This window comes from Micromonospora arborensis, from assembly GCF_003205615.1.
Taxonomy (GTDB): Bacteria; Actinomycetota; Actinomycetes; order Mycobacteriales; family Micromonosporaceae; genus Micromonospora; species Micromonospora arborensis.
Genome location: NZ_PYBV01000028.1, coordinates 93699 through 117391, shown reverse-complemented (window position 1 = coordinate 117391; position 23693 = coordinate 93699). Strand labels below are relative to the sequence as shown.

Here is a 23693-nt window from a genome sequence, read left to right as displayed (position 1 = left end):
CCGGCTGACCGGACCGGAGAGGGGTCGGCCTTACACTTGCATACATAGCGATGTGAGCATACATTTGACCGGGTCCCGACTGGCGGCGGAAGGTGGATCTCGTGGGCGCAGGTCATGACCACCACCATGGGTCGGTCGCCAATGCCGCACACCAGCACAGGGGCCGGCTCTGGGCCGCGTTCGGGCTCCTCGCCACCCTGATGGTGGTCGAGGCGGTGGCCGCCCTGCACACCGGCTCACTCGCCCTGCTCTCCGACGCCGGGCACATGTTCACCGACGTGCTCGGCATCGGCATGGCGCTCGCCGCGATCACCGCCACCCGCCGGGCCACCGGCGACCCGCAGCGCACCTTCGGGCTCTACCGACTCGAGGTGCTCGCCGCGCTCGCCAACGCCGTCCTGCTCTCCGCCGTCGCGGTCTACGTGGTGATCGAGTCGATCGGCCGCTTCGGTGACCCACACGAGGTCGTCGCCGGCCCGATGCTCGCGGTGGCCGTGCTCGGCCTGCTCGCGAACGTCGGCGCCTTCGCGCTGCTCCGCTCCGGTGCCCGGGAGAGCATCAACCTTCAGGGCGCCTACCTGGAGGTGCTCGGCGACCTGCTCGGCTCGCTCGGCGTGATCGGCGCGGCGCTGCTCATCTCCGTCACCGACTGGTGGTGGGCCGACCCACTCGTCGCGGTCGCCATCGGCGTGTTCATCCTGCCGCGCACCTGGCGGCTGGCACGCGCCGCCGTCCGCATCCTGGTGCAGGCCGCCCCGGAGCACCTCCAGGTGACCGCCGTGCACGACCGACTGGCCGCGGTCCCCGGTGTGGTCGAGGTCCACGACCTGCACGTCTGGACGCTCACCTCGGGCATGGAGGTGGCCTCCGCGCACCTGACCATGGCACCCGGCGCCGAGGTCGGCGCAGTGCTCAGCGCCGCACGTACCGCCCTGCACGACGACTTCCGGATCGAGCACGCGACGCTGCAGATCGAGCCCGGTGCCACCTCCGGGGCCTGCGGCTCGATCGAGTGGTAGCGGCTTTCTGGTGACGACGCACGCACCGTCCGTCACATTCGCTGCAAGCGCCCCACCGGCACCGGTAAGCTCGGTCCCGGCCTCCACCAGGCGGCGCCCTCCCGGCGCCGGTGGCGGTCGCCGCCTAATTGCCACGTAGGCGAACCGGGGAACCACGTTCCTGGGGTGCATCCGCGTCAGCGGTAGGGATCTTCCGTCCCGAACCCGTCAGCTAACCCGGTCGGCGGCTGACGGAAGGACATGCGCAGTGGCACCAGCACGACCACCCGCCGCCCGACTCGCGGCCCTGATCGTCGCGATGTTCGCCCTCGGCGTCGCACTCCCGGCCGGCACCGCCTCGGCCGCTCCCCCGACCGGCCTGCAGGCCGCCGCACCCGACTCCGACGAAGAGGGCGGCACCCCGGCGCTGCGAGCCCAACTGGAAGCCGCCAGCAAGGGCTACCTGGACGCGAAGCGCGCCCTGGACACCTCCGTGCAGCGGCAGCAGCAGCTCACCACCCAACTGAAGACCATCGAGGTCGAACTCGCCCACCGCAACGGCAAGGTTGGCGAGATCGCCGGCGTGGCGTACCGCACCGGCAAGCTCGGCACGATGGCGGCGTTGCTCAACAGCGGCACCCCGGACGGTTTCATGGACCGGGCCGCCACCCTGGGCGCGGTGGCCGCCAACGAGGACAAGGTGCTGCGCGACCTGCTCGCCAGCAAGGCCCAGGCCAACCGCACCCGGGTCGCTCTGAACGGGGAGGTCACCGAGCAGCGCAAGCAGGTCGCGGTGATGGCCAAACGCAAGGAGCAGGCCGAACGGGCCCTGACCGTGGCCACCACGCAGACCACCGCCGACACCGACTCCAACCGCGGCACCTCCGCCGCCAACGCGAAGCCCGCGCCGCGCAACCCCGACGGCTCCTGGCCGTCGGAGTCGTGCAGCGTCAACGACCCCACGCCCGCCAACGGCTGCATCACCCCGCGCACCCTGCACGCGCTCAACCAGGCCAAGGCCGCGGGCTTCACCCGGTACGTCTCCTGCCACCGCCCCAGCGGCTCCGGTGAACACCCGAAGGGCCGGGCCTGCGACTTCGCCGCGCAGAAGAACGGCTTCGGCGGGAACGCCACCGGCGGCGACAAGACGTACGGCAACAACCTGGCCGCGTACTTCATCCGCAACGCCGACCGACTCGGCGTCCTGTACGTGATCTGGTACCGGCAGATCTGGCTGCCCAGCAGCGGATGGAAGGCGTACAGCGGAGCGGGTGGCGACCCCTCCAGCGCCCACACCAACCACGTGCACCTGTCGGTCTACTGACCCACTCACCTTCGCCGAGGTTGGGGTATCCGGGCGACGGGAAACCCCAACCTCGGCGACCTGGTGTCGGGTGGCGATCTCGCCGCCACGGATCGGCTACGTTGCCGGGCGTACCCCTGATGTCGTCGGCGGTCGGACGCGCCGGCGGTCACCGGCGGGCAGCATCGCGGTATGCCTCGGATCCCACCCACCGCCCGCAAGGGGCTCCTCACCCTGCACCTGGTCACCTCGCTCGGCTGGCTCGGTGCCGACCTGGTGCTGCTCACCCTCGGCATCGCCGTGCAGCGTGGCGCCGATCCGGCGGCGGTCTATCCGATCACGGCGCTGGTCGGCACCGTGCTGTTCGCGCCGCTGAGCGTCCTGGCCTGGCTGATCGGTGTCGCCAGCGCGCTACTCACTCCGTGGGGCCTGCTGCGCTACCGCTGGGTGCTGGTCAAGCTCGTGCTCACCACCGTGATGGTCGGGCTGGTGCTGTTCCTGCTCACCCCGAACCTGCGGCACGCCGGCGCGGTGGGCGCCGCCCTGCCCGCGCGTGATCGCGCCGACCTGGTGATCGCACCCGCGGTGTCGACCAGCCTGATGATCATCGCGACGGTGCTGTCCACCTACAAGCCCTGGGGCCGGCGTCCCGCCGCGCGACCCACCCTCGCGAGCCATGATCGCGCTGCAACCAGGATGTAGTGGCCTCCTCGCGCCCACACACCACTACATCCCGGATCGAGCACGATCATGACCCGAGGCGCGCGGGGCGCAGGCTGCGTGGGCGCGGGCTGTGTGGGCGCGGGCTGCGTGGGCGCGGGGCGGCGTGGGGTGGTCAGGCGGTGGGCGGTGGGTTGCCGGTGCGGTCGAGCGCCGCGCCGAGCCGGGTGGCGAGGGCGAGGTGAGCGGCCCGGGCCTGGCGGAAGGCGTACCGGAACAGCGGGGCCGGCGCGGTCAGGGTGATCTCGACGTCGATCCGGACCAGGCCGTCCGGTTCGGCGCGCAGTCGGGTGTGGTTGCGCACGGTGGTGGCCGGCCACTGCCGAGCCACCGTGACGATCTCGTCGTCCTCGCTGATCAGCACGTCCGCGTGGTAGGTGGTCCGGAAGCGTAGTGGGCCGGCGGCCAGCCGGTCGTTGATCGTGTAGCTGGCCCGGGCGCCCGGCCGGGGCGGCAGTCGGCGGACCCGAACGATCAGCGGATGCAACTCACCCTGTCGGGTCAGGTCGCTGAGCATCGCCGCCGCCTCGGCCGGCGAGCACCGGGCCTGGACGGTGTAGCTGAAGGTATCGCTGCTGAGCACACCGTCTCCCGCCGTCGTTTGTCGCACGATCGTCCCGTACCGATGTCTGGCTGGCAACGCCCGACGGCGGCCAACCCCAGGACGAACCCCACCGGATGGGATGCCGTGCCACGGCCTGTCCCATTAAGGTCGGTTGATGATGAATCACCCAATCGACGACATCATGAACGGCGACGACCGGTGAGCGGGCACGTCATGGTCTTCGCGCCGACTCCGCAGCTCACGGTGACCGTGGACCAGCCGAACGACCATCCCGAGCTGCACCTGCACCCCGGCGGGCAGGGCGTCTGGCAGGCCCGGATGGTGATGTCGCTCGGCGTCGACGTGGTGCTCTGCGCCGCCCTCGGCGGGGAGATCGGCCAGGTGTTGGAGCCGCTACTGGTCAGCGAGGGCGTGGACCTCAAGGTGGTGGTACGTGACTCCGGCAGCGGCGGGTACGTGCACGACCGCCGCAACGGCTCCCGGCAGGAGATCGCCGACGTACCCGGGCAGCCGCTGAGCCGGCACGAGATCGACGAGCTGTACAACCTGGCCCTCGGCGAGGGCCTGCGGGCCTCGGTGAGCGTGCTCAGTGGGCCGAACGAGCCGTGGCTCGTCCCGGCCGACCTGTACCGGCGCTTCGCCGCCGACCTGGGCGCAAACGGCGGCCGGGTGGTGGTCGACCTCTCCGGCGATCATCTCGGCTCGGTGCTGGAGAGCGGCGTGTTCTTCCTCAAGGTGAGTCACGAGGAGCTGATCCGCGACGGCCGCGCCCGCAGCGACGACAGCCTGGAGCTGACCCGGGCCATGTACGAACTGCACGCCGCCGGCGCCGAGACGGTGGTGGTGAGCCGGGCCGACCAGCCGGCGCTGGCGCTCATCGACGGGGAGCTGTTCGAGGTCGAGATGCCCCGGCTGGAAGCCGCCGACCCGCGCGGCGCGGGCGACTCGATGACCGCCGGGGTGGCCGCCGTCGTGGCCAGAGGCGGGGACATCCGGACCGCCATCCGGACCGGCGCTGCCGCCGGCGCGCTGAACGTGACCCGACACGGCCTGGGCACCGGCCGGTTGGACTCGATCACCGGCCTGGTCGACCGGGTTCGGCTGGTGCCGGCGGACAGCCGGCCACAGGAGCGGACCACCCCGGACGAGCTGGCCGACCGGGTGGTCGAGCGATGACGCTGCGGGTGCTGATCACCAACGACGACGGGATCGCCGCGCCCGGCATCCAGGCGTTGGCCTGGGCGGCGGCGCAGCGGGGCCTGGACGTGGTGGTCGCCGCGCCGCTGGAGGAGGCGAGCGGCACCAGCGCCGCGATGAGCGCCATGGAGCGGGACGGGCGGGTCGTCGTGAACGACCACCCGCTGCCCGACCTGGCGGGTGTGCCGGCGTACGGAGTTGGTGGCTCCCCCGGCTTCATCACGCTGATCGCCCTGCACGGCGCGTTCGGCCCACCGCCGTCGGTGGTGCTGTCCGGTATCAACCGGGGCGCCAACGCCGGCCGGGCCGTGCTGCACTCCGGGACGGTGGGTGCCGCGTTCACCGCCGCCACGAACGGCTGCCGGGCGATGGCGGTCTCACTCGACGTGCTCTCCGCGGGCGAGGCGACGGCCGCGAGCGGTGGGGCCGCCGTGGACGCCGCCGCCCGGGTACGCGACGCCGAGCGGCACTGGAGCACCGCCGCGCGGGTCGCCCTGGACCTGCTCCCCCGGTTGACCTCCGCGCCGATCGAGAGCGTGCTCAACGTGAACGCCCCGGACCTGCCGCACGGGCGGCTGCGCGGGGTACGCCGGGGCACACTGGCCAGCTTCGGCCAGGTGCAGATGACGGTCGCCGAATCCGGCCACGGCTTCGTCCGGACGTCGCTGGAGGAGCCGGGGCAGGCCGCGCAGCCCGGCACGGACGTGGCGCTACTGGCCGCCGGCTACGCCTCGGTGACGGCCATCCGGGCAGTCACCGAGGCCACGGACGTCGACCTGACCGGACTGGACGACCAGCCCTGACAGGGATGCCGGCGCGCTCAGGCGCCGGGCAGCACCTCGGGGGTGCCGGCGCCGGCGAAGTAGGGCTCCGGGGCACCGAACAGGCCGAGCAGGCCGGTCACCCAGAGCTGCCGGTGCACGAACCGGCTCGGCTCGGTGACCACCAGCTTGACGTCGCTCACCTCGGCCGTCTGGAAGCCGGCAACCATGGCACTGATGCCGACGGAGTCGATGAAGGTGACCAGCCTCATGTTGAGCTCGATGCGGAGCGGCCGGCTCTTGGCCAGCACCTCCGCGATCGCCTCGCGCACCTCGTACGCTGTGTCGACGTCGATCTCGCCACGCGGGGCGATCTCCACGACACCACCAGACAAAACCGACTTCACGATCGACAGGCTCACGCGAGCACCTCCACCCGCCCGTCCCCCGGGCGCCTCATCAGTACGCGGGCCGCGACCGAGAGTATTCCTCTGACGGCCTCGGTCGCCACCCCTCGGGATGAGCAATTCGCGGATCCGGACCCACAAAGCCGCCCATATCCGCACTTTTGAGTATCTGATTAGTCAAGACTTTTCGTTATCTGGTCCGCGACGATCGGTCGTGACCGACGCGCCGCCGAACCAGGGTAGCGGTTCGGGCCCGACGCGCCCGACAGCCGGCCCACTACCGACGCCGCCCCCGCGCGACCGGCGTGTCGCCTGCGGACACCCCGCCGGAACCCCGCCCACGGTTGCCGACGCCGCCTAGCATCGGGCCGGGACACCCACCGTTACGGAGAGGACCTTCGATGATCAAGCGACTTGCGGGGCTGGCCGGCGTCGGCGTACTGCTCGCCCTCGTACTGGCCTGCGGTTTCGGCGGCGGAGACGACGATGACGATGACGACGACTTCGCCCGCGGCGTCGCCGTGGCAGTGGTGCGCTGACTTCCTGGCGGCGGGCCGACCCCGGCCGGGTTTGCGCCCGGGCGGCCCTGGGCACTGGCGGGGTAGGCGAACCGTGACGCGCTGAACAGACGCCGAAGTCCGAAGTGGCCGGCGGCTTCGGCACCCGAGGAGGTAACCACGATGTTCGGAACGAACCTGCTGGACCGCCGTTCCAGGCCGGAGCGGATCGCGGACCAGGCCTGGGAGCACCTGCTCTCCGCCGTCAGCTCCGCCGGAGACAGTGTCCGGGACACCGCCCGCTCCGCGCGCCGCAACAGCAGTGACCTCGCCGACGGAGCCGGTGACCTGGTGGGCTCCGCCGCCGACGAGGCGCGGCGCCGTGCCTCGCTGGCCTTCGACGCGCTCGCCGGCCGGCAGCCGGCTCTGCCCTGGACGCTGCTGATCGGTGCCGCGCTGGTCGGCGCGGCGGTCGGCTGGGCCGTCGGTTCCGCCGCGCGGGCCGCCGGCAGCCGGGACGACCACGCCATCGACGATGTGGAGTTCGTCGACGTGGACCGCCCCAACTCCCCCGCGGTCTGAACGACAGGCAATCCGCCGAGCCCCGCTCAACCACGGTGGAGCGGGGCTCCGCCGCGTCTGCGCCGGCACAGTCGATCATGGAGTTCTGCTGGTGGGACGACAGTGGTGAGAACGAGCAGGATCGACGCATGAGCCAAGGAGCCGGGCCGGCCCGCCGGGTGCCGGACCCCTCAGGCAGCCCGGCGGACCGGTGCTCAGGTGGCGGTCCGGGGCGCCCGGATCACCAGGTCAGCGACTCGCACGGGTGGGGGTGGCCGGCGACTCGTGATCCCGGGCACGGGCAGGACCGTCCGGGCGAGACTCCGGCCCGTCGGTGCTTCCTCTCCGGACCGGGCCTCGGGGGACGGGGTCGACCGGAGTGGATGCCGCCGTGGCCCGGGGGACGAGCACGACGACGGGACGGGCGGAGCTGCCCTGGCTCCCGCCACCCGACGCGACGGCTCCCGCGATCGAGGAACGCGATTACCGTAACCGAAATGCGCTCGCTTTGGAAGCGCTCCCATCATCGATGTTCGTGGCCCTGGCGAAGAAGCCCGACGGTGCCGTCACCCGGTTCGGGCGAGGACGCTTCACCCGGGGCGGCGGCAGCCTCGGACACCGGCGGACCTTCGGCCGCAGCCGCCACCCGAGTCCGCCACCCACGCACCGAGGGAGGGCCAGATGGCGATCGCGGAGATCGGCCGCACCGACCAGGACATCCAGTCCGCCGTACTCGACGAGCTGACCTGGGAACCGCGGGTGCAGCCACACGAGATCGGCGTTACCGTCGCCGAGGGCGTCGTCACGCTGAACGGCCGAGTGGACAGCTACGCCAAGAAATGGGCCGCCGAGCGGGCCGCGCACCGGGTCGCCCGGGTCCGGGCGGTCGCCAATGACCTGGCCGTCCAACTGGACAGCGGTGCTGAGCGCGCCGACCCCGACCTGGCCGCCGCGGCCAGCCACGCGCTGGAATGGGACGCGTTCGTACCCATCGAGAAGCTCCAGGTGACCGTCTCGGCCGGTTGGGTGACCCTGCACGGTGAGGTCGAGTGGGAATACCAGCGCCGCGCCGCCGAACGGGCGGTCGGGCGGCTGACCGGCGTACGCGGGGTGAGCAACGGCATCGCCGTCCAGCCGGCCGCCGCGCCGGACGGCCAGAACCTGGCCAATCGGATCGTCGACGCCCTCACCCGGGCCGGAGCGACCGAGGCCGAACGGATCAGCGTCCGGGTGCACGGCGACACCGCGGTGCTCGCCGGTCTGGTGCACTCGATGCCCGAACGGGCCGAGGTGGAGCAGGTGGCCTGGTCCGCACCCGGCATCCGGGAGGTGCAGAACCACATCGCGGTCGCTCCGGTGCTGCGCTGAGCGAGCGCGAAACCACCCGGGGCGGGTGAGCCGACCTCACCCACCCCGGGAGCAGGCTGGTGGCATGAGTGATCCGAACGGGCTGATCCAACCGGGGCGTCCCGCGCCCGGTTTCACCCTGCCGGCCACCCCGGACGGGGGCCTGGTTGGGCCCGAGCAGTTCCGTGGCCGGCCGGTCGTGCTCGCCTTCTATCCCGCCGACTGGAGCCCGGTCTGCGGTGACCAGATGTCGCTCTACCAGTCGGCGGCACCCGTCTTCGCGCAGTACAAGGCGGTGGTGCTCGGCGTCTCGGTGGACAGCATCTGGTCGCACCGGGCTTTCGCGGAGAGCCGGGGCATCGAGTTCCCTCTGCTGGCCGACTTCGAGCCGAAGGGTGCGGTTGCCCGCCGCTACGGCGCGTACAACGCGCAGGGTGAGGCGGACCGCGCGCTGGTGGTGCTCGACCCGACGGGCAAGGTGACCTGGAGCTACCGCTCCCCGCCCGACGTCAACCCGGGCGCCGACGGCATCTTCGACGCGCTCGACCAACTCGCCGCCGATCGGAAGGTGATGGCCGGATGACCACGCCACTGCAGGTCACCGCCCGACTCCGGGACCCGGTGACCACCGCGGACCACATCCGGGGGCCGGCCGACGCGTCGGTGACCATCGTCGAGTACGGCGACTTCCAGTGCCAGTTCTGTGGTGCTGCCTACCCGAACCTGCACGAGGTGCTGCGGCAGCGGGCCGACACCGTGCGGTTGGTCTACCGGTACTTCCCGATCGCCAACGTCCACCCGTACGCCGAACGCGCCGCCGAGACGGCCGAGGCCGCGGCGGTCCGGGGCCGGTTCTGGGAGATGCACGACTGGCTCTACGAGCACCAGGACCAACTCGACCCGGTGCACCTCTCGCTCGGTGTCGAGCAGGTCGGGCTGCCGCCGGACGAGTTGAACGCCGAGGTGGAGAGCCGAGCGCACGCGGACCGGGTACGCCGGGACTTCGTGGGCGGCATTCGCAGCGGGGTGAACGGCACCCCCACCCTGTTCGTCAACGGTGTCCGGCACGAGGGCGGATACGACCTGCCGGATCTCCTGGCGGCCGTGGACGGGGCGAGCAACGCCTGACCACGATCCCGCTCCCGCTCAGATCAGCCGCAACTCGCGCGCCCGCCGGACCGCCTCGCGCCGGCGGGTCGCGTCGAGTTTGCGGTAGATGTTGCGAACGTGGGTCTTCACCGTGTTGACCGAGAGGGACAACTCGCTGGCGATCTCCACGTTGGACAGGATGCTCTGCAGGTAGCGCAGGATGGTCAGCTCCCGCTCGGTGAGCGGCTCGTCGAGCGTGCCTGCGGGCTCGGCGGCCGGCCGGGTGCTCTTTCCGGCCCCCCGCACCAGGTCACTCACCAGCGCGAAGTGCGCGGTCCCCGCGTCCAGGTGTGCGGCCAGCAGAGCCCGGACGGCCGGTTCGGCGCGGGTGAAGACCCGCCGACAACCCTGTGGGCCAGCCAGATCCAGCACCTGCTCCAGGATCCGACCTGCCCGACGCCCGTCGCCGGCCTGCTCGGCCAGCACCGCGTCGAGCAGGCCCGCGTCCAGGCGTACCGGCAGGGGCCAGGCGGTGGCCACTGGCGCCTGCCAGGCCGGCAGGGTCCGCCCGGCGGCAGCGGCATCGCCAGCCAGCAGTTCCACCTTGGCCAGCGCCACCGCGAGCGCCGGCTGGGTCCCGTCGGCGGCGGCGTCGCCCAGCAGCTCGCGGGCGGCGTTCAGGTCACCCCGCTCAGCACGCAGTTCGGCCTCGGCGGCCCGCAGCAGCCCGGCCAGTTCGGCGGCGGACGTCCGGACGGCCAGCGCTTCCCGGGCCCGGACGAGCAGGCGTTGGCCGGCCGCCGGGTCACCGGAGTCGCGGTGCAGTTGCGACCGGCACAGTGCGGCCACCGCCGCCGCGACCGGTTCACCGGAGGCAGCGGCAAGCCACCCGTCGCCGGTGCCGGAGGCAGCGGCAAACCACCCGTCGCCGGTGGTCGCCTCGGACGCACCGACCCACCCACTGGCGACACCGAGCGCGGGGCCGGCGAGGGCGAGGTTCGCCCCGGCCTCCTCGGGCTGGTCACGCAGCAACGCCACCAGGGCCAACGCCAGGTACGCGTAGGCGCAGTCGAGCCGACAGGACCAGCCCCGACAGGGTGGCATGCCCAGTGCGTCGCGGGCCGCCTGCTCTGCCGCTCGCAGCTCACCACGTACTGCCAGTAGCAGCGCGGCCCGGCTGGTGTCGACCAACTCCGTACGCGGCCGGCCGGCTTCCCGGGCCGCCGCCCGGGCCCGGACGAACCGGGCGGTCGGTAGCGCGCCCTCGGTCAACTCGACAAGCCCGAGCGCGGTGCCCGTGAACGCCCGCAGGTCCGCGTCGTCGGCGGCGCCGCCCCCACCGGCCGTCGGAGCGGAACTGGTCACCCCGGGCGGCGCGGAGTCCGGCACTCGGGTCGGCGTGGCGCCCGCCGGTCGGGTCCGCAGCAGCCGGGCGGCGGCGGCGCGGGCCTCCGCCGGGTCGTCGGCGAGCCGGGCCACGGTCAGCTCCAGCGCGGTGACCAACCGCAGGAACCGGTCCCGCCGCGGCACCGGCAGGCCCGCGGCGTGCCCGGCGGCGGCACGGAGGTGGCTGGTGGCGGCCGGGAGATCACCGGCGTACGCACGTTCGGCGGCGAACGCCAACGCCACCTCCGGATCCGCGCGGATCACCTCCGTCGGCGGCGACACGGGTGTCGGGGCGTGCACCGGGTCGGGGTCGTACCGGGTCAGTTCCGGCCAGTGCGCGACGAACAGGTCACCGGCCAGGTCCCACCGGCCGGCGGCGAGCGCGTGCCGCAGACCGTCGGCGGGCCGGCCGTCGCCCGCGTACCAGTCGGCGGCCCGTACGTGCAGCTCACGCAGCTCGTGACCGGGCAGCCGGGCCAGGTCGGCGCGGAGCAGGTCGGCGAGCAGGGGCTCGCAGCGGTACCAGGGCGGGCGGGTGTCCTCCCGGTGCAGCAGGCCACCGGTCCCGGCCAGGTCGGCCAGCGCCTGCCCGGCGTCGGCGCGGCCGGTCAGCGCCTCGGCCAGGTCGGCGCAGACGTGCTCGACGAGGGCGGTACGGCGCAGCAGGTCCACCTCGGCCGGGTCGAGCGTCGCGAGAACCTCCTCGTGCAGGTATCCCGCGATCTCCGGTTGGTCACCACCGAACTGCCCCACCCAGCGCTCCGGGTCGGGCTGCCCACGCACCGCCAGGGCGGCGATGCGCAGCGCGGCCGGCCAGCCGCCGGTGCGCTCGCGCAGCCGGTGCACGGCGACCGCCGGCAGGGCCGCGCCGTGCGCGGTGAGCAGATCTGCCACCTCGTCGTCGGTGAACGCCAGATCGTCCGGGCCGATCTCGGTCAGCTCGCCGGCGAGGCGGAGCCGGTGCAGCGGCAGGTGCAACCCGGCCCGCGCCCCGACCACCAGGCGTAGCCGCCGACCGGCATGCCGCAGCAGGAACTCCAAGCCGGTCAGCGCCGCCGGGTCGGCGACCCGGTGCAGGTCGTCCAGGATCAGCAGCACCGGCTGGTCCGCGTCGGCGAGCGTGGCGGCCAGCCGTTCCAGCTGGTCGGGGCGCGGCAGCCGGTCCGGCACCGGGCCACCCTCCATTGACCCGGTCGCCGAACGCAGCGCTGCCGCGAGGTACGCCCAGAGCCGGTCCCCGTCGTCGCCGACCTCCACCGACACCCAGGCCGAGACCGGACCGGCCTCGGGCTCGACCGACACCTGGCCGGAGTCGGGCACGATCGCCCCGGGGTCGACCTCGGGCGAAGCGCCGGCCAGCCGCGCCCAGGTGGCGAGCAACGTGGTCTTGCCCCAGCCAGCGGGGGCGGCGACCAGGGTGACCGGCCCGGCACTGGCCTCGTCCAGGCGACGCAGCAGTCGGGGCCGGGCCACCACCGGCTCCGCCGGCACGGCCGGAGTCAGCCGGGACGCCAGCAGCGGTGACTCCACCGGGCGCTCCGGGGCTGTGTCCGCCGGGCGCTCACGCGCCGTGTCGACCCGTACACGATTCTGCTGTGCTGGCACTCAGCCCCACCCCCATCACGCGTTCCGCCCCCGGTCGGCGAGCGGTTACCCGACGCGGGCCGGTTCACCCCTTCCGGGCGAGCACGCTTCACCCGACCGCGACCGATGATCGAGGGACGTGAACCGGGAGGACGGGTGGGACGGGTGGGACCGATGGGACGGCTGGCGCGGGCGGGACCCGCCCTCGGCAGCGCGGCGCTGACCGGGGTGGTGCGGTTGTGGCGCGTACCCCGGTGGCGCGGCCGGACCGGCGCGGACCGCGACCCGGCCGCGCCGGCCCGGTGGGAGGTGGTGACGGTCGACCGGCCGCCGGAGCAGGTGCTCCCCGACGGCCGCTGGCCCGAACCGCTGCGCCGCCTGGACGGCGCGGTCGAGGTGCGGGTGCGGGCGGCGCCCGGGGACCGGGGCACCGAGCTGGCCGCCCGGCCGATGGCCGGTGCCACCCCGCCCACCGGGCTGGCCGCGCACCTGGTCGGCGACGACCCTCACCTGCTGGTCCGCCGGACGTTGCGCCAGGTCAAGCAGCGGGTGGAGGCCGGCGAGGTGCTGCGCGCGGACCGGTCCGCGCTGGACCGCCCCGAGGTCCGCGGGTGAGGGCGCTGTGCTGGGTGGCCGCCGACGAGCTGGCGGTACGCGAGGTCCCCGACCCGGAGCTGCGCAACGAGCGTGACGTGATCGTCCGGGTACGCCGCAGTGCGACCTGCGGCGGGGACCTGCCGTTGCTGGCCGGCCGGGATCCGCTGCTGCGGGCCGGCGACGTGCTCGGGGCCGAGTTCCTCGGCGAGGTGGTCGAGGTCGGCCCCGGGGTTCGCCGGCACCGGACCGGCGACCGGGTGGTCGTCGGTGCGAGCGTCGCCTGCGGTGGGTGCTGGTACTGCCGCCAGGGCCTGCACTCCTGCTGCGACAACGCCCATGCCGACCCGGCGAGCGTCGACCCGGACTGGGGACGCTCGGACGCCGGCTGCTTCGGCCGCCCCCGAGCGGCGGGCGGCTTCGCGGGCGGTCACGCCGAGTACGTGCGGGTGCCGTACGCCGACGTGGGCGCGTTCCGGGTGCCGGACGCGGTCGACGACGACCGGGCACTGTTCGCCGCCGACGCCGCGCCGACCGGGTGGCTGGCCGCGGAGTTGGGTGCCGTGCGGCCCGGTGACGTGGTGGCGATCTGGGGCGCCGGTGCGGTGGGCCAGTTGACCGCCCGGGCGGCGGTGCTGCACGGTGCCGCCCGGGTGCTGGTGGTGGACCGGCACGAGGACCGGTTGCGGATGGCCGAGCGGCACTCCGGCGCGGAACCGTTGGACTACCGCCGTACCGACGTCGCGGCCGAACTGCGCGACCGCAGCGGTGGACGTGGGCCGGACGTGTGCGTGGTCGCGGTCGGCGCCCCGCCGCCAGACCGGTTCGGTGGCCGATCCGTCGACCGCCCGGACGCGAGCCGCGAGGCCGTGCACGCCTGCCGCAAGGGCGGTGTGGTGGTGGTGCTCGGCGCGACCGACGGGTTCGTCGACGCGTTCCCGCTGGGCGCGGTGACCGACCGGCGACTCACGCTGCGCGGGGCCCGTCGGCCGGACCTGCGGGACGTACCGATGCTGCTGGACCGGATGGCCCGCGACGAGCTGCGCACCGAACACCTGGCCACCCACCGGCTGCCGTTGGAGCACGGTCCGCAGGGGTACGAGCTGTTCCGGGACCGGGCCGACGGCTGTGTACGAGCCGTGTTCACGCCCTGACGCCCCACTCGTGATCACTCATCGGCGTACCCGGATGGCAGACTTCGGAGATGGCTGGGGAGCGAACGTACGACGTGGTGCTGTTCGGAGCGACCGGGTTCACCGGAGGTCTGACCGCCGAGTACCTGGCCCGACACGCCCCGGCCAGGTTGCGCTGGGCGCTGGCCGGCCGCAACCCGGACCGCCTCGCCGCCGCACGGGATCGGCTCGCCGCGATCGACCCGACGTTGGCCGACCTGCCGCTGCTCACCGCCGACATGACCGACGCCGATTCGCTGCACGCGGTGGCGGAGTCCGCCCGGGTGGTGGCCAGCACGGTCGGCCCGTACATCCACCACGGTGAGCCGCTCGTCGCGGCCTGCGCGGCGGCCGGCACCGACTATCTGGACATCACCGGCGAGCCGGAGTTCGTCGACCTGATGTACGTGCGTCACCACGCCGAGGCGACCCGCACCGGCGCTCGGCTGGTGCACGCCTGCGGATTCGACTCCGTCCCGCACGACCTGGGCGTCTGGTTCACCATCAAGCAACTGCCCGCCGACGTCCCGATCACCGTGGACGGTTACGTGCGCGCCGGTGGCCGGGTCTCCGCCGGCACCTACCATTCGGCGCTCACCGCGTTCTCCCGCACCGGGCAGGCCAGCCAGGCCGCCCGGGACCGCCGGGCTGTCGAACCGCGCCCCACCGACCGTCGGGTCCGGGCGGTGCCCGGGCGGCTGGCCCGCTCGGCGGAGCTGGGCATCTGGACCGTGCCACTGCCGACCATCGATCCGCAGGTGATCCGTCGTTCGGCGGCGGCCCGCCCGGAGTACGGCCCGGACTTCCGTTACCGACACTTCGCCGCCGTGCAGCGGCTGCCCACCGTGGTGGTCGGCGCGGTCGGGCTCGGCGCGCTGATCGGGCTGGTGAAGCTGCCGCCCAGCCGACGCTGGCTGCTCGGTCGACTCGCTTCCGGGCAGGGGCCCAGCGCTCAGCAGCGGGCGGCGTCCTGGTTCCGGGTCCGGTTCGTCGGCACCGGCGGTGGGCGACGGGTGGTCACCGAGGTCGCCGGCGGTGACCCGGGTTACGACGAGACGGCGAAGATGCTCGGCGAGTCGGCGCTCTGCCTGGCGCTCGACGAGCTGCCGCCGACCGCCGGGCAGCTCACCCCGGTCGCCGCGATGGGTGACGCGCTGCTCGACCGGCTCGTCCGGGCCGGCCTCACCTTCCGGGTGCTGAAGCAGGGCACGGCTTGACCCTCGACCGGGTCGAGGGGGCAGGATGCCCAGCGTGAGCGACCTGCACAGCATCGGCGAGCTGGCCCGCGCCAGCGGCCTGACCGTCAGCGCACTGCGCTTCTACGACTCGGCGGGGGTGCTGGAGCCGGCCCTGGTCGACCCGGTGACCGGTTACCGCTGGTACACCGAGGAGCAGATCACTCCGGCCCGGTTGGTGGCCGGGCTACGCCGGATCGGCATGCCGGTGCCGGAGATCGCCGCCGCGGTACGCGCCGAACCGGCGGCGGTGCACCAACTCCTCGACACGCAGCTGCGTCGGCTGGTGGACGGGCTCGCCGACGCCCGCCGCGAGGTTGCCCGGCTTCGGGCCCTGGTGGACCCGGCCCAGCCCGTCACCACCATGCTGCTGCTCTCCCCCGCCGGCCTGGCCGCCGCGTTGGACGCGGTGCGGTTCGCCGTCGGCACCGACCCGGAGCTGCCGATGCTCTCCGGCGTGCTGCTCGACGTGGAGCCCGACGGCGTCCGGCTCGTCGCCACCGACCGGCACCGGCTCGCGCTGGCTCGGGCCGAGGCGGACGTCGACGGCCCGCCGGTACGGGTGTTCGTCCCGGTGGCCCTCGTCGATGAACTCCGTGCGTCGCTGCACACCACCGACCCCCGGCCGGTGCGGCTGACCGTGGCGGGTACGGACCTGCGGGTGCTGGTGGCCGGCCGGACGCTGACCGGCACCGCCCTGCCGTACGACTTCCCGGACTACCGTCGGCTGCTGCGCGACGCCGTCGGCGAGCGGCCGGACGCTCGCCGGATCCCGGTGGACGTGGCCGCGCTGAGCGCAGCACTGGCCGACCCGGCGGCTCCCACGGTCGCCCGTGACCACGGTGGCAGGCCGCTGGCGGTCACCGTGCTCGGCCTCGACGACCAGGGCGGCCTGTGCCTGCTCCCCGCCACCGACCTGAGCACCGACGAGCTGCGGGTCGGGGTCGACGGTGGCTATCTGCTGGACGCGTTGAACGCGGCCGGCGCGCCGCAGCTGGTGTTGGAGCTGGACGGGCCGATCGCCCCGCTGGCCGTACGCCGCCCAGACGACGCGGACACCTACTCGGTGCTCATGCCGATCCGGCTCTGAGCCGGCGGCCAGCACTCCCCGTCCCGGGACGAAAAGCCCGCGACGGTAGCATCGGGTGGTCCACCTGTGACCCCGGACGGAGGCGTACGGAGCAGCATGCTCGACATGGAGTTGATCCGGAAGGATCGCGAGGCGGTGGCGACCGCGCTGGCGAAGCGCCTGGATCCCGCCGAGGTCACCCGTGCCCTGGACGAGATCCAGCGGCTCGACCAGGAACGACGCGCCCTGATCACGGAGATCGACGCCGATCGGCAGCGCCGCAAGGCGGAGGCGCGGGCGTACGCGGAGGCGAAGCGCGCCGGCCGGGAGCCGGACGTCGTCGCGCCCGAGGCCGGCCGCAAGCAGCTCTCCGAGCTGGAGTTCGAGCTGAACGAGGTGCAGTCCCGGCTGCGCACCGCGATGAGCGAGCTGCCCAACCTGCCCGCCGAGGATGTCGTCGCCGGCGGCAAGGAAGCCAACCGGGTCGTCAAGACCTTCGGTGAACCGCCGGTGATCGAGAAGGTCCGCGACCACGTGGAGCTGTCGCGGATGCTCGGTCTCGTCGACCACGAGCGCGGTGTGAAGCTCGGCGGCTCCGGCTTCTGGATGTACACGGGGATGGGTGCCCGGCTGGAGTGGGCGCTGCTCAACTTCCTCATCGACGAGAACGTCAAGGCCGGCTACGAGTTTCTGCTGCCGCCACACCTGCTGCTCGACACGGCCGGCTTCGCCGCCGGGCAGTTCCCGAAGTTCTACGACGACGTCTACCACCTGGACTCGGAGTCCGCCCCGCGCGGGCAGTTCCTGCTGCCCACCTCGGAGACGGCGATCCTCGGGGCGTACCAGGACGAGATCCTGGAGACCCCGAAGCTGCCGCTGAAGCGTTTCGCGTACACGCCGTGCTACCGCCGGGAGGCGGCCGGCTCACATTCGGACGAGCGCGGCACTGTGCGGGGCCACCAGTTCAACAAGGTGGAGATCTTCCAGTTCACGTTGCCCGAGCAGGCGGAAGCGGCGCTGGAGGAGATGGTCACCCACGCCGAGAGCCTGGTGGAGAAGCTGGGGCTGCACTACCAGCGCAGCCTGCTGTCGGCCGGCGACGCCAGCGCCGCCATGCGCAAGACCCTCGACATCGAGGTGTGGATGCCGAGCATGGACAAGTACAAGGAGGTGTCGTCGGTCTCCTGGGGCGGCGACTACCAGGCACGCCGGGCGGCCATCCGCTACCGCGAGCCGGGCGGCAAGCAGACCCGCTTCGTGCACACGCTCAACGGTTCGGCGCTGGCCACGAGCCGGCTCTTCCCGGCGATCCTGGAGCAGAACCAGCAGGCCGACGGCAGTGTCCTGATCCCCAAGGTCCTCCAAGACCGCCTAGGCACGGACCGCCTAACCCCGCGCTAAACCCGACGCCCCCTCATCCCGTCGATCTTGCACTTTCGGTCCCCGAAATAGGACCCTCCGCGGCTTTTGCCGCGACAGTAAGTGCAAGATCGCGGGGAGGGTGACGCGGCGGCGGGGTGGGGCGGGAGCGGCGGATTAGGGCTGCTGTCAGTAGGAGGGTTGCTAGGGCGGCTAGCAGTGCCGTTGGGTTCAGGGTGTCGGCCAGGGCGTGTTGCAGCTGGGAAGCTGCTCGGATGACCGGGTCGTGCAGCGCGTCTCGGCGGCCGGCGGCCAGCCGCAACTCGTACCGGCCGTACCAGGCGACATAACCTCCGGCGAGCAGCAGCACCAGGCCGCTGAGGCGGGGCACCAACGCGCCGGCGACACGCAGCCGGGCCACCAGACCGTCGCGCAACAGCGCCACCCCGAGCGCGGCGACCGCGACCACCAGACCCATCCCCAGGGCGTACGCCCCGAACAGCGCCAGCCCATGGCCGGTCGAGCCGGCCTGCAGGCTGGTCACCACGATGGCCAGGAACGGGGCGATGGCACAGCCGAGCGACGCCAACGCGTACGCCGCGCCGAACAGGGCCATCGACGGCCAGGAACGGGTCAGCCGGGGCGCTCGGGCCGACCAGCCGGGGGTGGGCAGTCGCCGTCCGGCGAGCAGCCAACAACCGGCCAGCACCAGCAGCGCGCCGAGCGTCACGGTCAGCCATGGCAGGCGGGGTCGCAGCCAACCGGCGAGCGGCGCGAGCGCCAGGCCGAACGCGCCGAAGACCAGCACGTACCCCAGGGTCAGCCCGGCCGCCGCGGTGAGCGCGCGACCGACCGCGCCGCGGGTGTCCGACGCCCCGGCGACCAACAGCGAGAGGTACGCGGGCAGCAACGCGAAGCCGCACGGGTTGACCGCGCCGAGCATGCCCGCGGTCAGCGCGAGCAGCAGCGGGCCGGTCACGCCCCGGCCAGCGCGGCGACCCGGGCGCTGAGCGCCTCACCGTCCAGGAAACCCTGGTGGACCACGGTGCCGGTCCGGTCGATGATCACGAAGATGCTCTGTTCGGTCACCTTGAACCGCTTCCAGAGCGCGCCCTTGCGGTCGTCCACCTGGGTCGTCCCGGCCAGGTCGAACTCGGTGACGAACTCCTTCATGGCCCGCTGCTCACCGAGCCCGGCGACGCCGACGATCGGCACGGTGTCCCGGTACTTCGGCGCGATCTCCGCCACCGTCCACGCCTGGCTGGCGCAGGTGGCGCACCACGGCGCCCAGAACCACAGCACCACCGGCTTGCCGGCGAACTGCGCCGCGTCGAACGCGGTACCGGTGAGGGTGGTCCCGGTGAAGCGCAGGACGTCCGGCACCGGTGCCGGGGCGACGCTCGGCGAGCCGGTGCCGGTGCCGGCCGGTGCGGTGCCGGTGGCCGCCGGTGCGGTACCGGCGACCGCCGGTGCCGGGTCGGCCGTGCCGGTGCAGGAGACCGCACCGAGCAGGGCGGCGGTCAGCGCCGCAGCGGTGCCGACCCGGCGGGCCACACCAACCCTGGACCGCCATCCCCGTGCGTGCCAGCTGCGCATCCGCGTCTCCGTTCGACAGTCGTGCGGAAGGTGCCCTTCCCTACTCGGCCTTGGCGAGTCGCAGGGCCAGCTCCGGGCACACCTTGACCGCCTTCAGCGCGCCCTCCCGCAGCCAGGTCGGCACGGGGGTGGGCGGGAAGGCGGGAAAGCCGTTCGCGTCGAGCCGGATGAAGTCCGGTACGACGTGCGCGCAGAGCCCGTGCCCGTCGCAGCGCGACCAGTCCAGGGTGAGCTTCTGCGGGTTGGCATCGGGTGCGCCGGGCAACCCCATCACGCCCTTGACCCGCCGGCCGCAGCCGTCACCGGTGCTGTGCATCCGCAGGTCCTCGGTGAAGACCTCGATCGCGGAGAGCGCGAACCGGGCGGTGCCGTCCGGGTGGCTGCACGCGCCCCGGCCCTTCACCTCGCCGGCGGCGGCCCGCACCACGTCGGCCGGTTGACTGCCGGCGACGGCCAGGTCGAGGGCGCGGGCCAGGTCGGGCAGGCCCATCTTGCACGGCCCGCACTGGCCGGCGGACTCACCGGCGAGGTAGCGCACCACCTGGGCGGCCTCACCGAGCGGGCAGGTGTCGACACCGAGCGGGACGATGATGCCCGCGCCGAGCGTGCCACCCACCGCGGCCAGGCCCTTGCGGGAGACCTCGGCCTTCTCCGCCGCCTCCGGCGTGATCCACTTGCCGTGGTAGCCGCCCATCAGGATGCCCTGGGTCTCCGGGACCTCGCACAGGTCGAGGACGTCGCGCAGCGGCATCCCGGCGGTGCACTCCACCACGGCCGGTCGGCCCGCCGCGCCGGTCACGGTGAGCAGCACGGTGCCCGGCTCGTCGTCGGTGCCGAGCGCCGCGTACTCGTACGGGCCGAGTCGCGCCCCGACGGCGAGCTGGGCGTACGTCTCGGCATTGGACAGCAGGGTGGGCAGGCCGCTGACCCCGGAGTCGCTGGAGCGCTTCTTGGTGCCGGGCGGAATGTGCGGCAGCCCGTTGATTCCGTTGACCAGTGCGCCGCCCTCGCCGGAGATGAACCGGTGCGGCACGGTGACGATGGTGGTCAGCACCGGCATCCGGCGCTCTTCGAGGGCCTCCATCAACGAGTCCCGGCCGACCCCGTCGTCGGCCACACCGATGACGATCTCGTCGGCGTCCAGCGCGTACGCGGCCAACGCCGCGCCGTCCAGGATCAGGTGCGGTGCGCGGGTCAGCAGCACCTTGTCCTTCCAACTGGCCGGCTCCCCCTCGCTGGCGTTGACCACCACCACGGCTGCGAGGTCCTGCCGTTCGCAGGACTCCAGCACGGCGCGCAGCTTGCGGGCGAACGGGAAACCCGCCCCGCCCTTGCCCTTGAGCTGCATGCCCTCGGCGAGCCGGAGCAGCTGAGCCGGCTCCATCGGACCGATCGGGCCGTGCACCTCCTCGTGCGCGGCCAGGTCGAGCCGGCCGTACTCGGCGAAGCCGGCGGTGAGCCGGGGCTCGCCCACGCAGGCGACCGGTGGCACGGCTGTCCGCATCATTTCGCCTCACCCCGCAGCCCGGCCCAGTACGCCCCGTCCACCGCGTCGGCGCTGGCCTTGCGACGCTTGGCGGACCGGCCCTCGCCGGCGGCCCGTCGAGCGCGCCGGGACGCCAGGTCGACAAGGGTCGGGGTGTCGTCGACGGGCGGCGGCACGTCTTCGGGCACGTACCGGGCCGGCGGACGCCAGTAGTCCGGCTCCTCCGGCACGTCGTCCTCGACGCTGTGCCGGCCGCTGCCGCTGCGCGGCGTCGCCGAGATCGGGCTGGCCGAGATCGGGCCGGTGGAGATCGGCTCGGCGGAGACCGGGCCGGCCGAGATCGGCTCGGCGGCCTGCCACCGGCGCGGGCTGTCCCACGGCTCCTCGGGCTCGACCGGCTGCGGCGGCGCGGAGTACCGGCTGCCGTCGTCCTCGCTGCGGGACCGGCGGCTGGAACGCTCGGTGACCGGTTCCTCGGCGCGTCGTCGCCCGCTCGGAGCAGCCTCGTCCCGGGTACGCGAGCGCCGCCGGGTCACCGGCTCCAACTCCTCCTCGTCGCGCCGCCGGGTGACGGTCTGCTCCACGCTGCGCCGCGTCGACCGGCGGGTCGCGGGTTCCACCTCGTCGCGTCGGCCGCGCGAGGGCCGTTCGGTGTCGCGGCGGGCCGCCGGTTCTTCCTCGCGGCGGCGTCGACTGGGTCGGGTCGGCTCGGCGAGCGAGCCGGGCTCGGGCACCACCGGAACGGTGAACCGTTCGGGGTCGCGCCGCGCGGCCGGCGCGGCCCAGGTGGCGGTGGTGCTCTCCGCCCAGGCGGGCCGCTTGTCCGCGTCGGCGCCGCGGCGTCGGCTCAGCAGCGATCGGCCACGGGCCGCCGCACCGTCCCGGCCGGCCAGTGCCGCGTTGTGCACCGCGGCCTGGTGCTGCTCGCGGCTACGGCGTCCGATGGTGACCGAGAGCCGGACCAGCAGTGCCAGGATCACCAGCAGGATGCAGCCGAGGTAGCTGAAAATCACCCAGGGCGCTGCGGCCCGACCGGCGTTGAGGCCGTGAAAGACAGCGAACGGCCAGGCCAGGTACGCGGTGGAGTGCAGCGTTCGCCACAGCCACTTCGGACCGACGCCGGCGAAGCGGGCCCGGATGATGCCGGTCCAGATCACGCTGACCATCAGCAGGGCGGCCACCGTGCCGAGCCCGACGTAGAGCCCTCGGCCGCCGACGAACGGCACCAGCGCGTCGGTCGCCGCCGCCCGCCCGGTGGCGATCTTGGTGAGGACGTGGAAGCCGAGCCCGGCCACGCCCAGCACGCCGGTGGCCCGGTGCGCCGACTGCATCAGCACCCGGTGCGAGATGCGCAGCACCAGCCGGTCGGTGGCGAGCAGACCGAGCATCACGGTGAGGCTCAACGCCACCAGGGAGACCACCCCGGCGAAGAACTCGGTGAAGAAGAAGCCGTACGCGTACGCCGTCTGGCCGGCGCCAGTCAGCATGATCGCTGCCCAGAGCGCGGCGAGCACCGACGCGATCAGCAGGGTGGTCGCCGACCGGGACGGGGCGCGCACCCCCCGACTGCTGGCGCTGGTCCGGACGGTGGCCGCCTTCTGGTTCTGCTGTGCCCGGGCCATGTGCTCCTCGATCGTCTCGCGGCGGCGTACCACCGGCCGACCCCTGCTCCCCCATCCAGTACGGACCGGCGGGGCGTGCGGATCACCCGTAGCCAGAAATTTCTGGGCCGAAATCGAACCGAGTGGCGGCGGCGTGCGTTGTGCCGCCCCCACCGAGCCAGGAAGGCACCCCTGCTGTCGCATTTCGTCCGGCAGGGACGCTTTCCTGGCAACACAAGTCGGATACAGTGGATTCGTGCGCTTTGACCGAATGTCCCCGTACCGCCGCCGTGGCGTCTGGGTTGGCGCCGCCATCGCCGTACCCGCGCTGCTGGTGGCCGCGCTGCTGGTGGGCCAGGCCCTGACGCCGCAGTCGACGGACCCCGACCGGCCGACTGCGGCGTCCGCCCCCACGCCGAGCAGTGTCGAGCAGAGCCCGGAGGAGTCGATCCCCGCGGCCGCGCCCGCCCCAGCCGGGCTACCGGTGGTCGACTACGACCCCGCGCCCGGAGGGTTCCCCGTCGATCCGGCCAGCATGGACACCACACCGCTGACCGAGGGCGCGCACCCGACCAAACGGCTCGCCGCGTACGACGCACCCGGCGGCCGACCGCGAGCCTTCCTCGAACCGACGATCAGCGGTGTCGACCTGACCATGCCGATCGCCGACCGGCGCGCCGGCTGGACGGCGGTCCTGCTGCCCTCCGCCAACCGGCGGCTCGCCTGGCTGCCTCCCGGCGGGTTCGACACCGTGCCGCTGCGCGACCAGATCGTGGTGGAACGCAAGGTCCACCGACTCACCTGGTACCGGGCCGGCAAGGCGGTGCGCTCCTGGGAGGTGAGCCTCGGCCAGTCGGGGCAGGACACTCCGCTCGGGCGGACCTTCATCCTGGGCCGCACCCCGCCACCCGAGGAGGTCTACGGCGGAGTGGACGTCTACGCCCTCGGCGCGGTGCCCGACGACCCGGAGTCGGTGCCGGACAGCCTGCGCGGCGCGCACATCGGGGTGCACACCTGGCACAACGACGACGAGCTGGGTGAGAACACTACGAACGGGTGCATCCGGCTGACCCGCAGCGGTCAGCGGGAGTTGCTGGCCGAGGTCCGTCCCGGCAGCAGCGTGGTGGTTGTCGACAAGCTGCCCACCCCGCCGCCGACCGCCTGAG

Annotated in this window: 23 protein-coding genes and 1 riboswitch; of the genes, 16 read left to right on the top strand and 7 right to left on the bottom strand. The window is 73.4% G+C overall.

The annotated features are described in order from the left end of the window. Positions 1 to 101: 101 nt before the first annotated feature. The 3 genes from C7C45_RS22280 (at position 102) to C7C45_RS22270 (ending at position 3003) form a co-directional block, all read left to right on the top strand. Complete coding sequence (locus C7C45_RS22280; protein ID WP_110565768.1) at positions 102 to 1019, top strand: cation diffusion facilitator family transporter; 918 nt, start codon at positions 102 to 104, stop codon at positions 1017 to 1019. Between the two features lie 111 nt (positions 1020 to 1130). Beyond that, a riboswitch (cyclic di-AMP (ydaO/yuaA leader) is annotated at positions 1131 to 1261 on the top strand. Between the two features lie 5 nt (positions 1262 to 1266). Then, positions 1267 to 2322 (top strand): coiled-coil domain-containing protein, encoded by a 1056-nt coding sequence (locus tag C7C45_RS22275; RefSeq protein WP_425271157.1) that lies wholly within the window; start codon positions 1267 to 1269, stop codon positions 2320 to 2322. A gap of 171 nt (positions 2323 to 2493) precedes the next feature. Then, entirely contained in the window at positions 2494 to 3003 is a 510-nt protein-coding gene (locus C7C45_RS22270) for a hypothetical protein (protein WP_110565632.1), read from the top strand. A 133-nt stretch (positions 3004 to 3136) separates the two neighbouring features. On the opposite strand, the gene C7C45_RS22265 is transcribed toward C7C45_RS22270, so the two are convergent. Beyond that, complete coding sequence (locus C7C45_RS22265) at positions 3137 to 3604, bottom strand: SRPBCC family protein (protein ID WP_110565631.1); 468 nt, start codon at positions 3602 to 3604, stop codon at positions 3137 to 3139. 195 nt (positions 3605 to 3799) lie between these two features. Here C7C45_RS22265 and C7C45_RS22260 point away from each other — a divergent pair, with 195 nt between their 5' ends. Together C7C45_RS22260 and surE are read left to right on the top strand one after the other, a co-directional pair. Next, on the top strand, positions 3800 to 4762 hold the full coding sequence (locus C7C45_RS22260) for a 1-phosphofructokinase family hexose kinase (RefSeq protein WP_110565766.1): 963 nt from the start codon (positions 3800 to 3802) through the stop codon (positions 4760 to 4762). Then, a complete protein-coding gene (surE, locus tag C7C45_RS22255) occupies positions 4759 to 5586 on the top strand; it encodes a 5'/3'-nucleotidase SurE (RefSeq protein WP_110565630.1) in 828 nt (275 codons plus the stop codon). Before C7C45_RS22260 ends, surE begins: the two co-directional genes overlap by 4 nt. 17 nt (positions 5587 to 5603) lie before the next feature. Here surE and C7C45_RS22250 read toward each other — a convergent pair whose 3' ends face one another. After that, on the bottom strand, positions 5604 to 5966 hold the full coding sequence (locus C7C45_RS22250) for an STAS domain-containing protein (RefSeq protein WP_110565629.1): 363 nt from the start codon (positions 5964 to 5966) through the stop codon (positions 5604 to 5606). 386 nt (positions 5967 to 6352) lie between these two features. Here C7C45_RS22250 and C7C45_RS34190 point away from each other — a divergent pair, with 386 nt between their 5' ends. From C7C45_RS34190 to C7C45_RS22230, 5 genes are all read left to right on the top strand, one after another. Next, a complete protein-coding gene (locus C7C45_RS34190) occupies positions 6353 to 6490 on the top strand; it encodes a hypothetical protein (RefSeq protein ID WP_167454791.1) in 138 nt (45 codons plus the stop codon). Between the two features lie 141 nt (positions 6491 to 6631). Continuing rightward, positions 6632 to 7030 carry a hypothetical protein gene (locus C7C45_RS22245; RefSeq protein ID WP_110565628.1) on the top strand — a complete coding sequence of 133 codons (399 nt, stop codon included), beginning with the start codon at positions 6632 to 6634 and terminating at the stop codon, positions 7028 to 7030. 660 nt (positions 7031 to 7690) lie between these two features. Further along, on the top strand, positions 7691 to 8377 hold the full coding sequence (locus tag C7C45_RS22240; RefSeq protein ID WP_110565627.1) for a BON domain-containing protein: 687 nt from the start codon (positions 7691 to 7693) through the stop codon (positions 8375 to 8377). A gap of 64 nt (positions 8378 to 8441) precedes the next feature. After that, positions 8442 to 8939, top strand: a complete 498-nt coding sequence (locus C7C45_RS22235; RefSeq protein WP_110565626.1) for a redoxin domain-containing protein — start codon at positions 8442 to 8444, stop codon at positions 8937 to 8939. After that, on the top strand, positions 8936 to 9484 hold the full coding sequence (locus tag C7C45_RS22230; protein ID WP_110565625.1) for a DsbA family protein: 549 nt from the start codon (positions 8936 to 8938) through the stop codon (positions 9482 to 9484). The genes C7C45_RS22235 and C7C45_RS22230 overlap by 4 nt, the downstream gene beginning before the upstream one ends. Positions 9485 to 9502: 18 nt before the next feature. Here C7C45_RS22230 and C7C45_RS22225 read toward each other — a convergent pair whose 3' ends face one another. Continuing rightward, complete coding sequence (locus C7C45_RS22225) at positions 9503 to 12361, bottom strand: helix-turn-helix transcriptional regulator (protein WP_244200497.1); 2859 nt, start codon at positions 12359 to 12361, stop codon at positions 9503 to 9505. A gap of 228 nt (positions 12362 to 12589) precedes the next feature. Between C7C45_RS22225 and C7C45_RS22220 the strand changes: the two genes are divergently transcribed. The 5 genes from C7C45_RS22220 (at position 12590) to serS (ending at position 17886) form a co-directional block, all read left to right on the top strand. After that, positions 12590 to 13030 (top strand): hypothetical protein, encoded by a 441-nt coding sequence (locus tag C7C45_RS22220; protein WP_110565765.1) that lies wholly within the window; start codon positions 12590 to 12592, stop codon positions 13028 to 13030. Next, complete coding sequence (locus C7C45_RS22215; RefSeq protein WP_110565623.1) at positions 13027 to 14163, top strand: alcohol dehydrogenase catalytic domain-containing protein; 1137 nt, start codon at positions 13027 to 13029, stop codon at positions 14161 to 14163. Before C7C45_RS22220 ends, C7C45_RS22215 begins: the two co-directional genes overlap by 4 nt. A 50-nt stretch (positions 14164 to 14213) precedes the next feature. After that, entirely contained in the window at positions 14214 to 15398 is a 1185-nt protein-coding gene (locus tag C7C45_RS22210) for a saccharopine dehydrogenase family protein (protein ID WP_110565622.1), read from the top strand. Between the two features lie 25 nt (positions 15399 to 15423). Beyond that, positions 15424 to 16506, top strand: a complete 1083-nt coding sequence (locus tag C7C45_RS22205; protein ID WP_110565621.1) for a DNA polymerase III subunit beta family protein — start codon at positions 15424 to 15426, stop codon at positions 16504 to 16506. Between the two features lie 96 nt (positions 16507 to 16602). Next, positions 16603 to 17886 (top strand): serine--tRNA ligase, encoded by a 1284-nt coding sequence (serS, locus tag C7C45_RS22200; protein WP_110565764.1) that lies wholly within the window; start codon positions 16603 to 16605, stop codon positions 17884 to 17886. 13 nt (positions 17887 to 17899) lie between these two features. Here the strand turns inward: serS and C7C45_RS22195 are convergent, their stop codons facing one another. Genes C7C45_RS22195 through C7C45_RS22180 form a run of 4 tightly spaced genes read right to left on the bottom strand, consistent with a single transcriptional unit; the run spans position 17900 to position 22581 of the window. Next, complete coding sequence (locus C7C45_RS22195) at positions 17900 to 18823, bottom strand: cytochrome c biogenesis CcdA family protein (protein ID WP_110565620.1); 924 nt, start codon at positions 18821 to 18823, stop codon at positions 17900 to 17902. Continuing rightward, on the bottom strand, positions 18820 to 19440 hold the full coding sequence (locus C7C45_RS22190) for a TlpA family protein disulfide reductase (protein WP_110565619.1): 621 nt from the start codon (positions 19438 to 19440) through the stop codon (positions 18820 to 18822). Before C7C45_RS22190 ends, C7C45_RS22195 begins: the two co-directional genes overlap by 4 nt. Positions 19441 to 19480: 40 nt before the next feature. After that, a complete protein-coding gene (locus C7C45_RS22185; RefSeq protein ID WP_110565618.1) occupies positions 19481 to 20947 on the bottom strand; it encodes an NADH-quinone oxidoreductase subunit NuoF family protein in 1467 nt (488 codons plus the stop codon). After that, entirely contained in the window at positions 20944 to 22581 is a 1638-nt protein-coding gene (locus C7C45_RS22180; protein WP_244200496.1) for a ferric reductase-like transmembrane domain-containing protein, read from the bottom strand. Before C7C45_RS22180 ends, C7C45_RS22185 begins: the two co-directional genes overlap by 4 nt. Before the next feature lie 202 nt (positions 22582 to 22783). On the opposite strand from C7C45_RS22180, the gene C7C45_RS22175 reads away from it, so the two are divergent. Continuing rightward, a complete protein-coding gene (locus C7C45_RS22175) occupies positions 22784 to 23692 on the top strand; it encodes a L,D-transpeptidase (protein ID WP_110565617.1) in 909 nt (302 codons plus the stop codon). The last annotated feature ends 1 nt before the right edge of the window (position 23693 follow it).

Coding starts and splice junctions, on each gene's coding strand:
- C7C45_RS22270 (WP_110565632.1), top strand. CDS start 2,494: ATGCCTCGGATCCCACCCACCGCCCGCAAGGGGCTCCTCACCCTGCAC.
- C7C45_RS22260 (WP_110565766.1), top strand. CDS start 3,800: ATGGTCTTCGCGCCGACTCCGCAGCTCACGGTGACCGTGGACCAGCCG.
- surE (WP_110565630.1), top strand. CDS start 4,759: ATGACGCTGCGGGTGCTGATCACCAACGACGACGGGATCGCCGCGCCC.
- C7C45_RS34190 (WP_167454791.1), top strand. CDS start 6,353: ATGATCAAGCGACTTGCGGGGCTGGCCGGCGTCGGCGTACTGCTCGCC.
- C7C45_RS22245 (WP_110565628.1), top strand. CDS start 6,632: ATGTTCGGAACGAACCTGCTGGACCGCCGTTCCAGGCCGGAGCGGATC.
- C7C45_RS22240 (WP_110565627.1), top strand. CDS start 7,691: ATGGCGATCGCGGAGATCGGCCGCACCGACCAGGACATCCAGTCCGCC.
- C7C45_RS22235 (WP_110565626.1), top strand. CDS start 8,442: ATGAGTGATCCGAACGGGCTGATCCAACCGGGGCGTCCCGCGCCCGGT.
- C7C45_RS22230 (WP_110565625.1), top strand. CDS start 8,936: ATGACCACGCCACTGCAGGTCACCGCCCGACTCCGGGACCCGGTGACC.
- C7C45_RS22220 (WP_110565765.1), top strand. CDS start 12,590: ATGGGACGGCTGGCGCGGGCGGGACCCGCCCTCGGCAGCGCGGCGCTG.
- C7C45_RS22210 (WP_110565622.1), top strand. CDS start 14,214: ATGGCTGGGGAGCGAACGTACGACGTGGTGCTGTTCGGAGCGACCGGG.
- C7C45_RS22205 (WP_110565621.1), top strand. CDS start 15,424: ATGCCCAGCGTGAGCGACCTGCACAGCATCGGCGAGCTGGCCCGCGCC.
- serS (WP_110565764.1), top strand. CDS start 16,603: ATGCTCGACATGGAGTTGATCCGGAAGGATCGCGAGGCGGTGGCGACC.
- C7C45_RS22190 (WP_110565619.1), bottom strand. CDS start 19,440: ATGCGCAGCTGGCACGCACGGGGATGGCGGTCCAGGGTTGGTGTGGCC.
- C7C45_RS22185 (WP_110565618.1), bottom strand. CDS start 20,947: ATGATGCGGACAGCCGTGCCACCGGTCGCCTGCGTGGGCGAGCCCCGG.